This window comes from Exiguobacterium sp. s129 (genome assembly GCF_018617585.1).
Classification (GTDB): Bacteria; Bacillota; Bacilli; order Exiguobacteriales; family Exiguobacteriaceae; genus Exiguobacterium; species Exiguobacterium aestuarii_A.
In genome coordinates, this window is sequence record NZ_JACSKL010000007.1 from 74585 (window position 1) to 93381 (window position 18797).

12 protein-coding genes are annotated in these 18797 nt (G+C 48.8%); 2 read left to right on the plus strand and 10 right to left on the minus strand.

What is annotated here, in order from left to right; translation table 11 throughout:
* Nucleotides 1-96 precede the first annotated feature (96 nt).
* From KNO92_RS09615 to addB, 5 genes are all read right to left on the minus strand, one after another.
* A complete protein-coding gene (locus KNO92_RS09615; protein ID WP_285800688.1) occupies nt 97-1968 on the minus strand; it encodes an ABC transporter ATP-binding protein in 1872 nt (623 codons plus the stop codon).
* Entirely contained in the window at nt 1965-3689 is a 1725-nt protein-coding gene (locus KNO92_RS09620) for an ABC transporter ATP-binding protein (protein WP_214761083.1), read from the minus strand. The genes KNO92_RS09615 and KNO92_RS09620 overlap by 4 nt, the downstream gene beginning before the upstream one ends.
* Nucleotides 3682-4164, minus strand: a complete 483-nt coding sequence (locus KNO92_RS09625; RefSeq protein WP_214696154.1) for a MarR family winged helix-turn-helix transcriptional regulator — start codon at nt 4162-4164, stop codon at nt 3682-3684. The genes KNO92_RS09620 and KNO92_RS09625 overlap by 8 nt, the downstream gene beginning before the upstream one ends.
* Before the next feature lie 169 nt (nt 4165-4333).
* The gene (addA, locus tag KNO92_RS09630; RefSeq protein ID WP_214761085.1) at nt 4334-7951 is read right to left on the minus strand and encodes a helicase-exonuclease AddAB subunit AddA; all 3618 of its coding nucleotides are present in this window, start codon (nt 7949-7951) and stop codon (nt 4334-4336) included.
* Nucleotides 7929-11366 (minus strand): helicase-exonuclease AddAB subunit AddB, encoded by a 3438-nt coding sequence (gene addB / locus KNO92_RS09635; protein WP_214761087.1) that lies wholly within the window; start codon nt 11364-11366, stop codon nt 7929-7931. The genes addA and addB overlap by 23 nt, the downstream gene beginning before the upstream one ends.
* A gap of 153 nt (nt 11367-11519) precedes the next feature.
* Between addB and KNO92_RS09640 the strand changes: the two genes are divergently transcribed.
* Nucleotides 11520-11906: a truncated hemoglobin gene (locus tag KNO92_RS09640; RefSeq protein ID WP_251125659.1), complete on the plus strand. Its 387-nt coding sequence runs from the start codon at nt 11520-11522 to the stop codon at nt 11904-11906.
* Nucleotides 11907-11961: 55 nt separating this feature from the next.
* Nucleotides 11962-12351, plus strand: a complete 390-nt coding sequence (locus KNO92_RS09645; protein ID WP_214761089.1) for a hypothetical protein — start codon at nt 11962-11964, stop codon at nt 12349-12351.
* A gap of 32 nt (nt 12352-12383) precedes the next feature.
* On the opposite strand, the gene KNO92_RS09650 is transcribed toward KNO92_RS09645, so the two are convergent.
* The 5 genes from KNO92_RS09650 to KNO92_RS09670 all read right to left on the minus strand — a co-directional run bounded on the left by KNO92_RS09650 (nt 12384) and on the right by KNO92_RS09670 (nt 18704).
* Complete coding sequence (locus KNO92_RS09650) at nt 12384-12794, minus strand: hypothetical protein (protein ID WP_214696166.1); 411 nt, start codon at nt 12792-12794, stop codon at nt 12384-12386.
* Between the two features lie 127 nt (nt 12795-12921).
* On the minus strand, nt 12922-15990 hold the full coding sequence (locus KNO92_RS09655; protein WP_214696173.1) for an efflux RND transporter permease subunit: 3069 nt from the start codon (nt 15988-15990) through the stop codon (nt 12922-12924).
* An 86-nt stretch (nt 15991-16076) separates the two neighbouring features.
* Nucleotides 16077-16547: a competence protein ComK gene (locus KNO92_RS09660; protein ID WP_214696175.1), complete on the minus strand. Its 471-nt coding sequence runs from the start codon at nt 16545-16547 to the stop codon at nt 16077-16079.
* Nucleotides 16548-16674: 127 nt separating this feature from the next.
* Nucleotides 16675-18042: a sensor histidine kinase gene (locus KNO92_RS09665; protein WP_251127098.1), complete on the minus strand. Its 1368-nt coding sequence runs from the start codon at nt 18040-18042 to the stop codon at nt 16675-16677.
* On the minus strand, nt 18042-18704 hold the full coding sequence (locus KNO92_RS09670; RefSeq protein ID WP_015880954.1) for a response regulator transcription factor: 663 nt from the start codon (nt 18702-18704) through the stop codon (nt 18042-18044). Before KNO92_RS09670 ends, KNO92_RS09665 begins: the two co-directional genes overlap by 1 nt.
* Between the last annotated feature and the right edge of the window lie 93 nt (nt 18705-18797).

An 18797-nucleotide genomic window follows, 5' to 3' on the forward strand; every position in this document is an offset into this window, starting at 1 on the left:
ACGGATTTGTAATTGTTACACAAAACAAAAAGACGTACGAAACCTATCTTCGTACGTCTATTGCCTAATCACTTGAGCGCAAAACCTGTATTCTTCTTATACAACTTCTTTTTCAGCGAACTGGCTGTTGTATAAATCTTCATAAAAACCACCGGCTTCAAGCAGCGATTCATGTGTACCTTGTTCGATGACACGACCTTGGTCCATCACTAAGATCAAGTCTGCATCTTTAATCGTTGATAAACGGTGTGCAATAACAAAACTCGTTCGCCCATTCATCAACCGCTTCATCGCCTGTTGAATCAAAATCTCGGTGCGCGTATCCACACTCGATGTCGCCTCGTCCAAAATCATAATCGGTGGATTAGCGAGAACCGCTCGCGCAATCGTCAGTAACTGTTTTTGACCTTGTGAAATATTATTCGCTTCTTCATTCAAGACGGTGTCATATCCGTCTGGCAACGTCCGGATGAACGAGTCCGCATGCGCCGTCTTCGCCGCATTGACGATTTCTGATTCGATCGCATCGGTTTTCCCGTAAGCGATGTTGTCACGGATCGTCCCATTAAAGAGCCAGGTATCCTGTAAGACCATCCCAAACGTATGACGTAAATCTTGTCTCGACATTTTACGCGAATCTTTCCCATCAATCAAAATCTCTCCACCGTTCAATTCATAGAAACGCATGAGAAGATTGATCAATGTTGTTTTCCCAGCACCGGTCGGACCGACGATGGCTACCGTTTGTCCCGTCTTCACATCGAGATTCATATCTTGAATGAGTAGATTCTCTCCATATCCGAAGTCGACGTGACGGAATGCGACATTCCCTTCAGCTCGATCCAAGCGATAAGTCGTTACTTCTTTCACTTCTTCCTCTTCGTCTAACAACTCGAATACTCGTTCCGCTGCAGCGACCGTCGACTGGACGATGTTTGCGATGTTCGCCGTTTGCGTAATCGGCTGGGTGAACTGTCGTGTATACGTGATAAACGCCTGAATATCCCCGATGGAGATGCTTCGTTGTGTGACTAAAATCCCACCGACGACACTGATCAATACGTAACTGATGTTCCCGATGAACATCGTCATCGGCATGATGATCCCTGAGATAAATTGCGCCTTGCGTCCGGCATCATAAAGTTCTTCATTCACCTCATCAAACTCACGGACAGCTGTCTCTTCACGCCCGAACGCTTTGACGACTGCGTGTCCGGTATACATTTCTTCCACATGCCCATTCAATCGGCCGAGATGACGCTGTTGATCGGAAAAGTATTGTTGTGACCGCTTTAGAATCGGGCGAATCGCAAAAATCGTGAGTGGTAAAGACACTAGAGAGATGACCGTCAATAGCGGACTGATGGACAGCATCATAATCAAAATCCCGACAATCGTGACGATTGAGGTAATGAATGACGTCACACTTTGTTGAAGCGTGCTCCCAATCAAGTCAATATCGTTCGTCACTCGGCTCAACGTCTCTCCATTCGAACGTCCATCGTAATATTTGAGCGGAAGTCGTTCTAACTTTTTATTGACGTCTTCCCTTAAATCATAGACGGTCTTTTGCGCAACCCCTGACATTAAGTACTGTTGAACGTAGTTAAATAGACTGCTGATGACGTAAAGTCCTGCGAGTAACGACAAGATTTGTCCGATTCTCGTGAAATCGATCTCCGCGCCGGGTACACCGGTGAATTTCGCATAGGCTCCTTCAAATAGCTCCGTGATAGCAATTCCCATGATCTTTGGACCAGCAATCATAAAGACTGTACTTAAAATTGCTGCGACAAAGACCGCAATCAGTGTGTTTCGCCGTGGTTTCAAATAGGCAAGCAGACGACGGAACGTGACTTTGAACTCCTTAGGCTTCTCGCCCATCATCATCATGTTCCCACCACCAGGACCTCCTGGACCACCATGCCCGCCATGAGTTTGTCGCGTCGTTGTTTGTTTCTCACTCATGCGATTTCCTCCTCAGACAATTGCGACTTCACGATTTCTTGATAGACCGCATTCGTCGCAAATAATTCCTCATGTGTACCGATCCCGGCCACACTTCCTTCTTCTAGTACGATGATACGATCGGCATCCATGATCGTACTCACCCGTTGTGCGACAATCAAAACGGTCGCATCCTTTGTCTCTTCTTTTAACGCCTTGCGTAGCGCGGCATCCGTCTTGAAATCGAGTGCCGAGAAACTGTCATCGAATACATATAGATCTGGTTTTCGAACGAGTGCCCGTGCGATGGAGAGACGTTGCTTTTGTCCACCAGATACGTTCAAGCCACCTTGCTCAATCACAGATTCATATCGATCTGACATCTTCTCGATAAAGTCGCTCGCCTGTGCGATTGACGCGGCATGTTCGACTTCTTCGGTCGTCGCATCGGCTTTCCCGTATCGAATGTTCTCTGCAATTGTACCGGTGAACAGTAACGCCTTTTGCGGAACGAATCCGATTTTCGAACGGAGCTCCTCTTGCGGTACGGCTTGAACATCGACCCCGTTCACGCGAATTTCGCCTGACGTCACATCATAAAATCGTGGAATCAAGTTAACGAGCGTCGATTTACCAGACCCTGTTCCACCAATCACCGCCGTGACCTCTCCTGGGTTTGCTGAAAAACTGACATGTGATAATGCCGGCTCTTCGGCACCAGGGTAAAAGAATGTGACATCGTCAAATACGAGTGTCCCGTGTTCCACGTCGGCCGTCTTCGTACCGTCATCGACGAGTGAAGGCGTCATCTCGAGCACTTCATTGATACGGTTCGCTGATACGGACGCTCGCGGAATCATAATGAACATGACAGAAGCCATGACGAGCGCGAACATGATTTGCATGACATATTGAATGAACGCCATCAAATCCCCGATTTGCATCGCCCCGTTATCGATTCGGATGCCTCCGAACCAGATGACGCCGACGACGGTCAAGTTCATGACTAGCATCATGGCCGGCATGAGGAACGCCATGATTTGGTTGACTTTAATCGAGACGTCCGTCAATCGTTCATTCGCCTCCGTCAAACGAACTTGCTCTTCTTTTTCACGATTGAAAGCCCGAATGACACGAATACCCGTCAAATTCTCTCGTAAGACGAGATTCAAGCGGTCCAATCGTTTTTGCACTTTCTTGAAGAGCGGCATCGCCTTCCAAAAAATGAGGAAGATCGAGATGACGAGAACAGGCATGGCGGCAACGATGACGAGTGACAATTTAGCATCTTTCGACGTGGCCATGATCAAACCACCGACAAACATGATCGGTGCACTGACGACCATCCGAAGCATCATAATGATGACTTGCTGGACTTGCGTGATGTCGTTCGTCGTCCGAGTGATGAGAGAGGCCGTGCCGACGCGATCGAATTCTTCAAGCGAGAAACGCTCGACATGGTTAAACACGCGTCTTCGTAAATCACGTCCGAACCCCATTGCCGCTTTCGATGAATAAAAACTTGCGACGACCGCTGCAAGCGCCCCAAGTCCGGTCACACCGAGCATGATGCCGCCCATTTGCCAAATATAGCCCGTGTCTCCTGTCACGACCCCGTTATCGATAATGTCTGCCATTAACGTCGGTAAGAATAAATCTGCTAACGACTGTGCGAACACAAATAACAAGACCATGAGAACGGCCCATTTATAGGTAATCAAACGTTTTAACAACTTAATCATGACGACATCCTCCTTCACAATCAGTGAACCCTTCGTTCAACCCATCTGCAATCTGTTGATGCGCTTCAATCATATGCCGATATGTCCCTTCATCTAAGCGAGCGAGGATTTGATTCAACTGTTGTTCGGTTCCTTCCTCTTGCTGTTCAATCTCCTCAATCAATCGCTTGCCGGATTGATCAATCGTCAATACTACTTCGCGCCGATTGTCCGGGTTGATGTCTCGACGAATGAGCCCTCTTTCCACAAGTCCATCCAATGATTGACTCAACGTGCTCTTCGGCATCCTTGTGCGGCGAACCAATTCTTTTTGAGTGATCGCCCCTTGTTCATTCAACATCATCAGTCCGTGAAGCTGTGGCAAAGTAAGGTCGTTTTGTTGTGCCGTCTGATGCATGAGTCGAATTAATACACGCTGGACACGCCAAAACGATTGCATCATCTCCCGCGCTCTTGTTGCGCTCATCTCGGTCATATTTGTTCACTCCTTTTATCGTTCCGGTTCGGATTGTTCTATATGGAACAATTACTTATATAAAATAAATTACTCCTCCATAGCTCACTTGTCAACGATTTAGAATGTGAAGATGCACATAGCAAAAAAGAGCGATGTCATGTAGCTGACATCGCTCAACGTGTAACTTCTATGAAATTGTCACCGTGACGATTTCTTGTAAATCAAGTGAGTAAATGAGCGTCTGTTCGACGCGAATCTCCCAAATCGTCTCAATGGCCTCTCGGTACAGCTGCAACTGAATCGCGTATCGCTCACGGAGTCGCTCGTGTGCATCTTCACGAGATTCAGATAAATGGACAACGGCATCTGATTTATAATCCAACAGGACATACGATGTTCCGTCGAAATACAGACAGTCGATAATCCCTTGAATCAAGACGTCCTCATCCGTAAACTGTCCATCCGGGTTGACTCGTTCAGCCGGTACGGTATAGGTGAACGGAAGCTCTCGCCACGCCGTTCCGCGCTCAATCGCGCCAGCGAGCGCCTGCCCGACGTCGCTCTGGAAAAATGCTTCGACGTCAGGAATGGCAAGACGCGCCGTCTCAGCCTCGATCGGACTGAGCATTCCTTGCTGCTCCCATTTGTCGATTTGGTCGACAATCGGGTGATTCGGGTCAGCCATTTGGAAAATCAAATGCAACGTGGTCCCCCGTTCGGCACCGGTCTGTTTCACTTGACGCCATTTCGGCTCCCGATAAGGTGTATCAATCGGACGAACCGGGTCTTCGAAGGCGGCTTGTTCCAGTTGCATCGCCCGTTTTAATTCCGTCACCGTCTGTTTCGCCGCTGTACGTACAGCATCCTGAGCTGGATAGGTATAAGTTAACGCTTTGTGGACGGCACGAATCGTCTCATCCTCATTTTGAATAGGGAAATCAATCGCTTCAAACCGTTGCACATGGTGGAGTTGTGCCATCATTTCTTGAAGTGTCGCAATCTCTGCAAGATCGTCTTCTCCAATCAAACGGTACGTCCACGAAGTCGATTCATAAAATGAAGCGGGTACCGTGAAGCCGAACGACTCGATAAATGTTGTGGCACTTGGCAAACGTAAGAGAGCTGGCGCAATCCAATCCAAGTACGTTTTCGCCTCTCGTCTCGCCTCACTCGCTAACAGTTCCCCAGATTGCCCGACCTGTAGCCATTGCTGGAGCTGCTTGGCTGAATCTCCAACCGTACCAACGAGAATGAGTTTCTCTTTTGCCCGTGTCAATGCGACATAGAGGACACGCATCTCTTCGGCTTTCATCGTCGCATCCAAATCTCGTCGGATCATCTCTTTCACGAACGTTTCTGATTTCGTGCGTGTCACGACATCAATCGCATCGAGCGAAATCCCATATTGCTTATGGAAAATGACGCGCTGTTTCTGGTCGAGTGTATTGAACTGTTTCCCGAGCTGGGCGACAATCGTCACCGGGAACTCGAGGCCTTTCGATTTATGAACGGTCATGATGCGAACAACGTTCTCCTCATCGCCGAGAGAACGCGCCTCGGATAAATCTTCCCCTGTATCTTGTAAACGGTCCATGACACGTAAAAAGCGATACAGTCCACGATAGCCGCTTCGCTCATAAGAGAGGGCACGGTCATAAAGTGCTTTTAAATTTTCCTGGCGCCCTTTCCCACCAGGCAATCCACCCGAGAAGTCATAAAACCCGGTGTCGTTAAACAGCTGTTGAATCAATTCGGATAAGCTATGGTTGCGTGCATACGTACGCCAGTGGGAAAGACGATCGAGAAACTCTCCACACTTCACGCCGAGCTCGTCATCGTCATCCGCTTTTGCTTTCAAGGCTTCAAAGAAAGAATCTTCGGACTCGAGTCGGATTCGTGCCAATTCCCCATCATCGAATCGGAACATCGGGGAACGGAGGGCACCGGCAAGCGGGATGTCCTGTAGGGGATTATCAATCACTTTCAAGAGAGCAAGAATCATTCGAATCTCTGTCGCTTGAAAATAGCCGCCATCTGAATCCGTATAAGCCGGAATGTTATACTGTGTCAAAATGTCCATCAACTGTTCAACCCGCCCTTTTTTCGAACGGACGAGAATCACGATGTCCCGGTACTCACAGTTTCTTAGTTGGCCCGTCACTTCATCCGTCACTTTGAACAGTTCTTCCCCAGATACTAATTCTAGGATTCGGGTTGCGATCGCTCGTCCCTCGACTTCCTGTTTCGATAATTCACGACTTGTGCCGTCGACGATCATGAATTCAGGATTCGCTGGAATCGGTTCATATTCACGACCCGGCACGAGTTGAGCGGCCTCATCATAAGCGATTTCTCCGACCTCTTCATCCATGAGCTGGACGAACAAGTCATTGATGCCATGAAGCACCTCTGCCCGACTTCGGAAGTTTTGAGAGAGATCAATTCGTTTTCCCGTGTCCGCCTGTTTGAAACGCGTCGCCTTATCGATGAAGAGACCCGGCTCCGCATGACGGAATCGATAAATCGACTGCTTGATGTCTCCAACCATGAACAAGTTCCCGATCTCTTCTCGTTCATTTGCGACAAGGTTGATGATTGTCTCTTGAATTTCGTTCGTATCTTGATATTCATCGACCAGTACCTCGACGAAGCGTTCCTTGTATAGAGCGGCGACATCAGACGGTCCATCCTCCTGCCTCAAGATGGCAAGCGCATAATGTTCTAAGTCGCTAAAGTCGACGAAGGCTCGATCACGTTTCGCTTGCTCATACGCTGTTCCGAACGCGCGAACCGTTCGGACGAGCGTCTTGACGAGAGGTTGCTGCATCGCGACGCTCTCTAATAGATCCGCCCCACTGACACGTGCCCGTTCGGCAGCTGCCGTCAACTTCTTCTTCGCTTGATCGTACGCCGGTTTGAGCACCTCATGATAAATTTGATGCTCTTCTTTTTTAGGGACGGCTTTCATCGTCCCAAACTTCATCGCACGTGCGGCCGTTTCAAGTTCACTCCAGACAATCTCTTCCCCTTCTAACTGTTCAAACGGGAAAATCGCCTGACGAATGTTTTCCGACTGCGGTTCATAGCCTGCAACCCGAAGTTCCGCCTCGAGCTTCCGAAGATCACGTACCGCCTTTTCAATATCCTGCCACAGCATGTGACCGAACTCGATGAGGATGGCTTCTTGATCCGGGTCATCATCGAACGAATACATCGAAATGAGTTTATCTAAGTAGGCGTCGGGGTCTGGGAGTGTACGAGCATAATGATACAGACCGAGAATGAGGTCTTCGATTTCACTATCGCCACGGTCTGACGTATAGGCATCGACGAGGGCGAAGAAGTCCGTATCCTGCTTCCCGTACTCCTCTTCAAGCACCTCTTCTAACACATCATCTTGTAGCAATACGAGGTCGCGTTCTTCCGCAATCTTGAATGCCGGGTCTAAGTCTAACAAATAGTAATTCTCGCGAATCACTTCTAAACAGAACGAGTGGATGGTCGTAATGAGAGCCCGGTTCAACATTTGTCGCTGTTTTCGGACGTACTCATTCGTCGGGTCGTCGCGCAACGCCTCTTCAAGCGCTTTTGCGATGCGTCGCTTCATTTCTGCAGCTGCCGCGTTCGTAAACGTGACGACGAGCATACGGTCCGCCGTCAACGCATCCGCCTCGTCAAGCAATCGGCTAGACAACCGCTCAACGAGAACTGCCGTCTTCCCCGACCCGGCCGCAGCCGAGACGAGTACGTGACTTCCCCTCGCTTCAATTGCGGCGAATTGATCATTCGTCCATTTCACGGTCATCCCCTCCTAACTCCTGAAATACATCTTCTTTCTCTAACTTTTTCAATTTGCGTGGTTCATTCGCGAGCGCCTCGTCAAAATGGCAGACACTCTGGTACGGACACGTCTGACACGGGCGGCGCTCTTTATATTCGTACGGCTCGACGTCAATCTTTCCTTCATACATCTCTTCGGCACTCGATTTGACGACGTCAAACGCATGGTCCATCAATTGTTCAAGTTGAGGTGGTGTGACAATCTTTTTCAGTGTATTCGAATCAGGTGTGCCATCTTTTTTATATTTGACCGGGATGACAATCGATTTTTTCGAGGATCCTTTCGCAGAGCGGTCCATCATCTCCAAAATTTCCGGATCGTCTACCAACAACCCCTGCATCTGATACGACTCCAATACTTTCTGTCGCGTCTCTTCCTCAGATCCAGCAGGTGGGACGAGTGGGCGATGAACGTGGAAATACAGTGCCGCAGCCGGCGCCACGTTCTCTTTCGTCCATACCTCTGCCTGTTCAATCAGTACTTTCAAGTAGATGAGCATCTGCATGGCAAGACCATAGTAAATTTCCGCGAAGTCGACTTCACGCTTGCTCGACTTATAATCGACGATACGAACGTACAGCTGATCGTGGACCATCGCCGTGTCGACACGGTCGATTCGGCCGATGAGCTCACACGTGGCCCCATTTGATAACGTGAATGAGACAGGTGGGAACTGCCCACTCCCGAATGCGAGTTCAAACGCTTTCGGGTCAAATCCGTCCCGTTTCGACTGTTCAATCAATACTTCAGCCGTCTTGCTGACGACGTCTGTCAATTTTTTCTTTAAATAGGCGTAACGATTTGAGCTCATCAGAATGGCGTGTTGGATTTCAGGCGTCACGAGTTCTACTGCCTGTTCCGCTAAGTTCACACATTCATCAGGTGCCACATCCCGCCATTCTTTTCCGTCCATCTTCACCGTTTGTGACATATGTTCAATCGTTCGGTGATACAAGTTTCCGATATCCGGTGCCTCAAGTCGATACAGTCGGCGCTCTTTCAGACGCAAGCCATAACTCGCAAAATGTTTGAACGGACATGCTTGGAACGTCTCAAGTCGCGAGACACTCGCCCGAATTGACGGTGTATAAAGAGATTTAGCCACATCGTCGTCTAGTGATTTCGGGATATTTTGATAGAACAGGGCGCTCGTCAACAACTGCAAACGTTCACGGCCGTCCGGATGTTTTAACAGTTCGTTATAAACGGCGAACCACATATCTTGAATCGGATAATGACGACTCAATCGTTGAAGTTCAAGAGCCGTGACCGCTGCCGTCTGGTTCACGTTCGTCAAAAAGGCGAACTGGTCACGTGGTCGGTGCTCTCCTGCTTCAGCAAAGTGTGTCTTGATGATGTTTTTATGGAGACGCGCCTTCAAATCAGCGATGAAACGTGCCGGTTGAACCGCCTTACCGGTTCTGTCGACGAGGGCGTAGCTAATATAGAGACGCTCACTCGGTGCCGTCACTGCTTTATATAAGTAATACGTTTCATCATCGAATAAGTGCTCGGTCGCTTTCCCGGCACGCAGTCCGTTCTCATGCATGAAGTCCAAGTCGTGATCGGTCAACAGTTTAGACTGTGTCGTGACGAGTGGGATTTGATCTTCATTTGCCCCGAGCAAGAACACCACTTTTTTATCAATCAATCGACCACGGACATAGTCCGTCACCGTCAACTGATCGAGTGAGGGTGGGATGAGCGCATAACGTAGACTATCTAGCCCAGTGTCCATCATCTGGAGAAACAGTTCCGTCGACAACGTCTCTTCCGGAGCTGCCGCTTCCAATTGTTCGAGTAGATGTAAGACCGTGTCCCACACTTGGGTATGCTCACGCGCTTCGAGCAACTGCGCTTCTTCAATCGCCTCGTCACGCCAATGCGTCAGACAGTCCGATACACCAATCCGCTCCAAAAAGGCATACATGGCATGCGTATAGGCTTGCATCGTCTTCGCCTGCTTCAAATCCGCTAACAACGGATCGAACGTTTCGATGACGCGTTCCCGGTATCGATTCAACTCCGCTTCGACGTCTAGCTCTTCACTCGTCAGTCGCGCTTCTTCACCTGTACGACGACGCAATTGCCATGCATCGTGCCAGTGGTAGTGTTTGATCCCGCGCTCAATGACGAATGCTTCGAGACGGTCAACTGACGTGCGTCGATGTGTCGGGTCGAGGACGACGAGTTCCGTCTTCAATGCCCGGAAGACCGCCTCCTCCCGATAGCTACGCAAAGCGATGTCGATGGTTGCTTTCAACAATTCGACGAGCGGATGGTCAAGCATCGGTTGCCGTTCATCTAGGAAGTAAGGAAGTCCCATCTTTTGTAACGCCTGCGATGCCAAATCGCCATACTCTTCGAGTGAACGTGAAATGAGCGCGATATCTCGGTAACGATATCCTTCTTCACGGGTGAGTCGAATGACTTCTCGAACAGCCGCCTCCACCTCGACAGTTCGGTCGACGGCAGCATGTAAATCAACGTGGTTCTCTGCCCCTGTATACGGCTCTGCCGTCATCTGGTCAAATGTCGCCTCTAAATAGCGAAGGCTTGGATGCGTATAGCGATAGATGGTGTCATACGGTTTGTCGACCGATGGAAGTTGTCGTTCCGACAAGAGTTCCTTGAAGCGCATGAGCGTCCGTTGCGTCGGTCCAAACAATGGGTCAGGACGATACATCGATGAAGGGTCAAGCGTCAGCAACAAATCGACGTCGACTTTTTCCGCAAGACCGACGAGGACGGCTAATTCCTGCTCCGAGAACTCATTAAATCCGTCCACGTAAACACGGACTCCCGTCAAATCCGTCTCGGGCAACAGTTGCAACAGGACGTTGAAGTAATCTTCCGCATGCAGCGACTTCCCTTCTGTCACCTTTAAAAATCCTTCATAGATGATGGAGAGGTCCTGTAACTTCAAGGCACGGTGTTGCGCTTGTTCACTCAACCGCAACAGATGTTCAGGTTCGACAAGCCCTCGCTTCAACATCGAAATCAGTTGGTTCAACTCTTCATAAAATCCGAACTGGTTCATCGTTCGACGGAACAAAGTCAAGCGTTCCTCGCTCATCTCGACGACTCTCCGCAACAACAGATGTGTCCCCGTCTGATCTAAAAATTGGTCGGTCGCCACTCCTGCATCCCGCATCATCAAAAATGCAAGACGACGCATCGACAGCACTTGGATTCTTGTCGAGCCGCGTAGGTCGTCCACTGTCGCCATCTTTTTCTCCATTTCAAACGACATTTGGTCCGGCACGATCATATAAATCGTTGGTCCGCTCGGGTTTTGTTTCAGTTCTTGAATGACCTGTTCAATCATCCGTTCACTTTTCCCCGTCCCCGATCGACCAACGTGAAAGGTTACTGTCATTTTAGCGAACACTCCTTCCCTTTTTTCTTTCATTATGAACCATCTGCTCTTATTTGTAGAGGGAAACCTCCTCTTTACCCTAATCAAAAAAGTCACAGCTTGCATCATTCCCATTTTGGTTCGAAATCGATTAGACTGAACGTATGAGGGGGAATGAATGTGAGTGCCTATGAACAATTTGGAGGCGAAAGCGGCGTTCAACAACTCGTTGACGCGTTTTATGACCTCGTCTATGCCGACCCGATTCTACTTCCGCTGTTTCCGGAAGACAAAGAGCGGGTGAAGCAACACCAATTCGAATTTTTGACCCAATTGCTCGGTGGTCCGAAGTTGTATTCGGAACGTCGCGGTGGTGGAAATTTAGCGATGATTCATCATGAACATCCGATTTCTGAGACACATGCCGGACATTGGCTCGGATGCATGGAGCAAGCGCTCAAGACAGTCGATGCGCCAGAATCGATCAAACGTCAGCTCTTCCAGCGCCTGATCATGTCCTCTTCGAATGTCGTCCGCGTTTGCTCGCATCATTTTGAGTAGTCACAACTATAAAAAGTGGGTATGATAGGAAAGTAAGTAAAGGAGGTCGTTTCACATGACAGAAGAAGAAAAAAAAGAAGTCGTCTCATCTGAAGAAGAAGAGACAGAAGAAAAAGAAGAAACGGTAGTCCTCGCCGACGCGCTTGATGAAGCTAACGAAGCTGCTGAAGCAGAAGAAGATGAGGACGATGATGAGGATCAACCGGAAGAGAAGAACATGGATCACATCAAAGGCGTCTTCAACTACGATCATGAAAATGGTCGTGAGTACCGTGTCGTCTTTTACAACGATCGCAAAAACTTAGTGTTCCGTGAACTTGGAAACGGCAAAGTCGAATTTGTCGGACGCTTCACGGACGATGCATACGACGAAGAAAATGAGGCAGAAATGCGTGAACTCGGGCAACGTGAACTCGAGCGCATCCTCGCTGAACGCTTCAAATAAAAAAATCGCCGATTTTTTCGGCGATTTTTTTATTAGTTCTTTTTATTTCGTTTCTTTTTACGGAGTGCATATGCGACACCAGCAATCCCACCGACAACGGCAAGTCCGGCGACAACCGGAACGAGCACACGTTTCGTCGGAATCATCTCTTTCACACGCTCATACGGTGTTGGTGTCGAGAACTCTAACTGTACGGCTGTATCACCGTGTCCATGCGCCCGTGCCTTACGTGACGCATCCGTGACGACGACACGCCCTGTCGTCCAGCGACGGTTCCCATGCTCGTCCACATATGGACGACGTACACGTTTCACGTCGCGTACCATCTTCCCACGTGCGCGGTCCGGTCGAACGACACGCTCACTCGACCAAGAACGGCTCCCCGTCACACTGTATGCGGGTCGTACTTTACGGCGATTAAGCCAAGTATATGAATCGTTCATTTTCAATTCCCTCCCATACTGTTCAAAACCTCTCTTCTAATTATACCCATACAACATCACCCAAAACATGTGACAAATGGTTCAAAAAAAGATGTGACACCATACGGCATCACATCTTCAACCTGAATCATTCTGTAAACGGTTTGTCCTTGTGACGGCGTTTCGCCAAAATCAGGTAGTATGCCGGAACAAGCACGAGAGTCAACACAGTCGAGAATAGAATACCCGATACGATGCCAATCGCAAGCGGTTTGAAGAGCGGGTCTTCTCCAAGTGCGACCGGTAGGAGGGCAACGACTGCAGTAAGTGCTGTCAAGAGAATCGGACGAATCCGAGCACGTCCAGCTTCGTACACGGCGGTCGTGACCGGTAAGCCTTCACGAATGCGCTGTTCGATAAACTCGAACAGGACGACTGCGTTCCGGACGACGATTCCCGCAAGCGATACCATCCCCATCGATGCCATGAAACTGAACGGCGTCTGTGTCACGAACAACCCGACGACCGCTCCAGCAATCGCGAGATAGATTGTGAACAACACGAGAAGTGGTAATGACAATGAGTTGAACTGGAACGCGATGATCAAGTAAATCAGGAACAAGACGACGACGAACAATGTCGCAAGCTCTAAGAAGAACTCGTTCTGCGTATCACTCGCTCCGGACTGGTCAAACGTGATTCCTTCATCTTCTAATCCAGACTTCGCGTCATCCAACACTTGCTCGACATCTTGCTTGAACGCATCTTCATCCATGCCTTCACTCGCATAAATTTGGAGTGTGACCGAACGTTCCCCGTTCTCGCGAGGAATTTGTTGAATTTGCTCAGTCGTCGTTTCTGTCACGAACGTACTAAGCGGTGCAACCGGTGGACCGGCTTCCGTTTCGACCGGGATTAAAATGTCATCAAGCGCAAGTGCCTCACGGTTCGCTTCCGCATCGATGACAATCTTCACGTCACGCTGTTCCACACCGTCATCGAACGTGCCGATTGGAATCCCGTCTGTGACGAGTCGGATTTGATCACTGATGGCTTTCGCAGTGACACCTGCTTGGGCCATCTCCTCACGATTTAGCTCGTATGTGAGCGTTTGGAACGGCTCTTTGATGTTATCGAGGACGATGGCGCCATCGATTTCTTCCAAGTCAGTCTTCACTTGGTCCCGTGCAGCGACGAGCTGATCAATCGTTTCACTACGCATCGTGAACTCGACAGGAGCCGACGCCGGTGGTCCTTGTTGTTGCGTATCTAAGAAGATTTCTGCATCAGGATATGCTTCACGCAACTCATTCGTGTATTTATCAATCAACTCGATGGCATCGATTGATTCATTATCGACACGGACGACGACTTGCCCTGTGTTCTCACCGGACTGATCGAGTCCACCCGTGAATAGACCAGGAAGTCCACCACCTGCAAAGATCGATGTTTCAACGACCCCTTCTTCTTCCTGGAATCTTGCTTCGATTTCTTCAAGACGTGCTTCTGTCTCTTCTAAATCCGTCTGTACTGGTAACGTCACACTTGTCACGACTTCCGGACGGTTCGCCGCCGGGAAGAACTCAAACGGCGTGAGAAGAATCAAGCCATATAACGCTGTCGTAATGACGAAACCGACAATCCCGAACGTCCAAGGACGTTTCGCGACACTCGGTAACAGACGGTCGGCATAGAAGTTACTGAGACGATTGAGCGGTCCGCCGAGCCAACCCGGTTCACGCTTCGATACTTTCACTTCTTTTCGGTTCAAGCGATACTGTGCGATCGGGACGAGCGTCAAACTGATGACCATCGAGGCCAAAACAGAGAGCGCGAGCACCGTCGGCAAGGCACGGATGAAGTTTCCGTTCGCTCCAGATAGCAACGTGAGCGGAAGGAAGGCGAAGACGACGGCGAGTGTCGACGTGACAATCGAGCCCCATACTTCTTTCGTTCCCCGCACTGCTCCGAGCATCGCGGAATCACCACTACGGTACCGTCGTAAAATGTTGTCGTTGACGACGATCGCGTCATCAACCAAAATCCCCAAGGCGATGATTGCTCCAATAATCGAGATTTGGTTCAAGTCGACCCCGGTGAATTGTAACGGGATCAACGCAATCAAGAATGACAATGGAATTGCCAAACTGACGATGATTGACCCAGAGAACGTGAGACCAATCGTTGTCACGGCGATGACGGCGATGATCGCGATAATGAATTCACGCGTCAGCGACGAGAAGATTGCATCGACAGCCTTCGCCTGTTCATAATATGGAACAAGCTCAAAACCGTCCAAATCTCCAAGACCGTCTTCCACTACCTCGTTGACACGGTCTTGCATCGTTGGGATATCCAAACCTGACTCAATCGGTACAGTGATGGAAACGGCTGGTTTTCCGTCTAATGAAACGAGGTCCGTCTCACTTTTCGCCGTCTCTTCAACCGTTCCGACATCTTCTAACAAGACAGGCTCTCCATTGAATGAACCGACAATCACTTGCTCCATATCGTTCACATTCGTCAAGTTGTCGATTGCTAGTTGATAGATGCCTTCATCGGTCGATTGGCGACCGAGTGGTGTCGTTTTATACTCTTCGTTGATTGCTGTCAACACGTCAGGGAAGGCGAGCTGTCGTGCACTGAGTTCTTCGGAGTCGAGTGAGATGACATACTCTTGCTCCGGTAGACCTTTGACGGTGACTCCTGTCACACCATCTGTTCGCAGAAGGTTCGATTCTAATTCTTCGATGTCTGCACGAACATTCTCGAATGATTCACGATCATCCGCTGTCAACAAGTAAGAGGCGACCGGTAATTGACCGAGGGAATCATTGACTGTCGGTGCGAGTGCGTTTTCTGGCAGCTTTGGTGTTGCGTCAGACAAAGCTTGGCGTACATTCGCCTGAAACTCTGCCTGGTCAGTCCCATCTGCATACTCGACCGTAATATTTGAGAACTCTGAAGCCGAAATCGACGTCACGTTCTCCACTCCTTCTAGACTACGTAGTTCTTCTTCTAACACGCCAGTCACACTTCGTTCGACCGTTTCGGCAGTCGCACCAGGATATGGTGTTTGAACGAGTACGATATTGATTCCCGTTTCCGGAATCTCACGTTTAGGGAGCTGGAAAAACGTCAGCACACCTACGATGATTGCAACGAGAAGAAACACGATGACCAGTTTCCCTCGCTCAATCATTTTCTCAAAAAACATAAAAACCCCTCACTTTCGGAAGATGTGCAAATACACATATGATATCTCTTCTTCATCATAGAGGGGTTTCGTATTGAATTCAATCCTTAAGCGTGTTGCAATGTGCTGTCATGGAAACGTTTTTGAAATGCGTATGATAATTCGATTGACCGTTGTTTTTGCCTTGCCACCGTATGGTCGGATACGTGAACCTTGACCGATTCACCTGTCAAAAACTGAATGAGTGTCTGATTTCCGTCTTTTTTGATGGCTGTCACGTGCTGAAAATTGATCCACGCACAGTCTGGGCTCTCCTTTGCAATCGTCGGAAAGAAGACCGCGTCAGCGTGCCAATCCATCACGACAGGTGTCTTCCGGTGTGGACCGAGGACGTGACGCGCGGCTTCGATTCTGCCTTGGATGCTCGATCCATAGTATAAACATGCATGCTCTAACAGATTGATGGGTGATCCTTTCACTCGTGTCACGCCTTCCGGTTGATACACGAGCGTCTCCGCTTCGCCAAACTCGTTAAATACAGGAATTAAAGCTCTCGTTTCATTGGTCAATCTACTCATCTTTTCATCCCCCATAACGTATGTAATGACTTACATGTCATTCATACCAAGATTCAACAAACACCGCAAATCGACTTTTTGACATTTCCCATAAAAAAACCAGCCGTTTCCTGGCTGGTTTTCAAAATCAAGCGTTAGATTTTAAAGCATTGTTCGGTTTGAGTCGTGGAAAATAAAATCTCACCGCAGTTCCGTCTCCTGTATTTCGAAGGGAGACTTCCCCTGTGTGAAGTGTCACAATCCGTTGGACGATAAATAACCCGAGTCCGAACTTTCCTTGTTTCCCACGGGAGAACTGATGGAATAAATCAAGGCTCTCGTCAACGGGTGGCCCATCATTAAAGATGATGATTTCCACGCCAGACTCATCTCGGTTCAAGTCAATTCGGATGCATGTCTCCGCATAACGAAGCGCATTGTCGAGAACGTTCTCGAATGCGACCCGAATCTGTTCCCCGTCCCCGAGCATCTCTCCGCCTTCTCCATTGATTTCCCAATCAAGCTGTCCTCTCAGTTTAAAGCGCGCGACAAGGAGTTCCATCAATTTATCCAGATTGATCGGTTCAAGTTTCATCTCTTGTCCTTTGAAATATTCGAGCTTCGTCACATACAGCAAGTCGACAACTTTCTTTTCAAGTCGAGATGCCTCTTCGTCAATGACTTCAGAAGACCCCTTCAAGTCTCCCGTCGGATAGATCCCGTCCCCGATCGACTGGGCATATCCACGGATGACCATAATTGGCGTTTTCAAATCATGTGAGATGTTTTGGAGTAACGCTTGTTGAGCGAGATCCTGTTCCTTCAATTCTTTGCGCATCGCATCGATTGAATGAGCCAATTGTCCAAGTTCATCTTGTCGATCTAGCGGAAGAGCCGTCTCCCATTGGCGATTCGAAATTTTCTCGACCGCACGTTCCATCTCGACGATCGGTTTCGTCAACTGTCGAGACATGAGCAGTGCCGGGATGAGCGACAAGAGACTGATGACACCAATCAAAATTGAAATGCGCAAATACAACGTCGAGACTAATTCACGACGGTACGCATCCCAAGCGTAGGATGCTTGATAGACGATGGTACCATCGTATTCATTTTGACGAATGATGTAATAGACGTCTTCCCCGTCAATCGTCGTCTGATAGCGCTCGACTTGCCCACTTTGGTTCAACGCCTCCTGATACATTCGATTCGTCAATTCGAGCGGGGCCGATCCGTAGATGATTCGTCCGTTCGGAAGAAAAATCAATTGATTGACCGAACGCGACTCTTGCTGACGCCGGTCATACTCGATCGGATTTTGCGGATAATTCTCCAACTCGTTCGTATTGCCCAAATAATAGTCTACATCTCGTAACGTCTCATATACTTGTTCATCGATGAACTGGGTGATGGAAGAGCGGACCGTGATCAAAATCATAAGCGCGAGGGTCACGATGATGAGAAGGATGAGCACCCAAATCTTCCACATGAGACGCTTCGGTTTGATGGCGTTCATCATGGTCTGACGAGACGGTAGCCGATACCGTAAAGCGTTTCGAGCTCGAGACGGTGCAGTTTCTTACGAACGCGGCGCACCAAATCATCGACGACTCGGTCCGAACCGAAATAATCGTTCCCCCAAACTCCTTCAAGAATCTGTTCACGCGATAAAGCCGAACCCGGATGTTCGAGGAAGAGAAGGAGTAAGTCGAATTCTTTCGAAGTCAAATCAATCTCTTCATCCCCGTGTTTGATGAGTCGTTTGTCCGGATAGATTGTATACTCTCCGTACTCGATATGTTCATTCGACTTCGATCCGTAAACACGATCAATCAGTTTTTTGACGCGAATGACAAGTTCTCTCGGGAGAAATGGCTTCGCAATGTAATCATCCGATCCCATCTCAAGACCAATGATTTTGTCGATGTCCTCGTCTCGGGCTGAAATGAAGATGGTCGGTGTATTGGCATTGACGGCCTTGATTTGTTTCAGCAATTGAAAACCATCCAAGTCCGGCAGCATGATGTCAAGCACCCATAAGTCTGGCTGATCCGGGATCGCTTCTTGCGCGGATGTCCCGTCCGCGAATGAGCGAACGTTGTATCCTTCCTGTTCTAGATACGTGACGAGCATTTTATTCAAATTTGCTTCATCGTCGACTAAGTAGATTGTATACATTCAAGTCACCTCAACACGTTTTTTCTCATCATATCAAACAATTGTCGTGAAATGATGGGAAAGGTTTAGAGTCAAAAAAAAAGAAGGCAACGA

Excerpts from the sequence above, each read along its gene's own strand:
- KNO92_RS09615 (WP_285800688.1), bottom strand. The coding sequence starts at position 1,968 with ATGAGTGAGAAACAAACAACGACGCGACAAACTCATGGCGGGCATGGT.
- KNO92_RS09620 (WP_214761083.1), bottom strand. The coding sequence starts at position 3,689 with ATGATTAAGTTGTTAAAACGTTTGATTACCTATAAATGGGCCGTTCTC.
- KNO92_RS09625 (WP_214696154.1), bottom strand. The coding sequence starts at position 4,164 with ATGACCGAGATGAGCGCAACAAGAGCGCGGGAGATGATGCAATCGTTT.
- addA (WP_214761085.1), bottom strand. The coding sequence starts at position 7,951 with ATGACCGTGAAATGGACGAATGATCAATTCGCCGCAATTGAAGCGAGG.
- addB (WP_214761087.1), bottom strand. The coding sequence starts at position 11,366 with ATGACAGTAACCTTTCACGTTGGTCGATCGGGGACGGGGAAAAGTGAA.
- KNO92_RS09640 (WP_251125659.1), top strand. The coding sequence starts at position 11,520 with ATGAATGTGAGTGCCTATGAACAATTTGGAGGCGAAAGCGGCGTTCAA.
- KNO92_RS09645 (WP_214761089.1), top strand. The coding sequence starts at position 11,962 with ATGACAGAAGAAGAAAAAAAAGAAGTCGTCTCATCTGAAGAAGAAGAG.
- KNO92_RS09650 (WP_214696166.1), bottom strand. The coding sequence starts at position 12,794 with ATGAACGATTCATATACTTGGCTTAATCGCCGTAAAGTACGACCCGCA.
- KNO92_RS09655 (WP_214696173.1), bottom strand. The coding sequence starts at position 15,990 with ATGTTTTTTGAGAAAATGATTGAGCGAGGGAAACTGGTCATCGTGTTT.
- KNO92_RS09660 (WP_214696175.1), bottom strand. The coding sequence starts at position 16,547 with ATGAGTAGATTGACCAATGAAACGAGAGCTTTAATTCCTGTATTTAAC.
- KNO92_RS09665 (WP_251127098.1), bottom strand. The coding sequence starts at position 18,042 with ATGAACGCCATCAAACCGAAGCGTCTCATGTGGAAGATTTGGGTGCTC.
- KNO92_RS09670 (WP_015880954.1), bottom strand. The coding sequence starts at position 18,704 with ATGTATACAATCTACTTAGTCGACGATGAAGCAAATTTGAATAAAATG.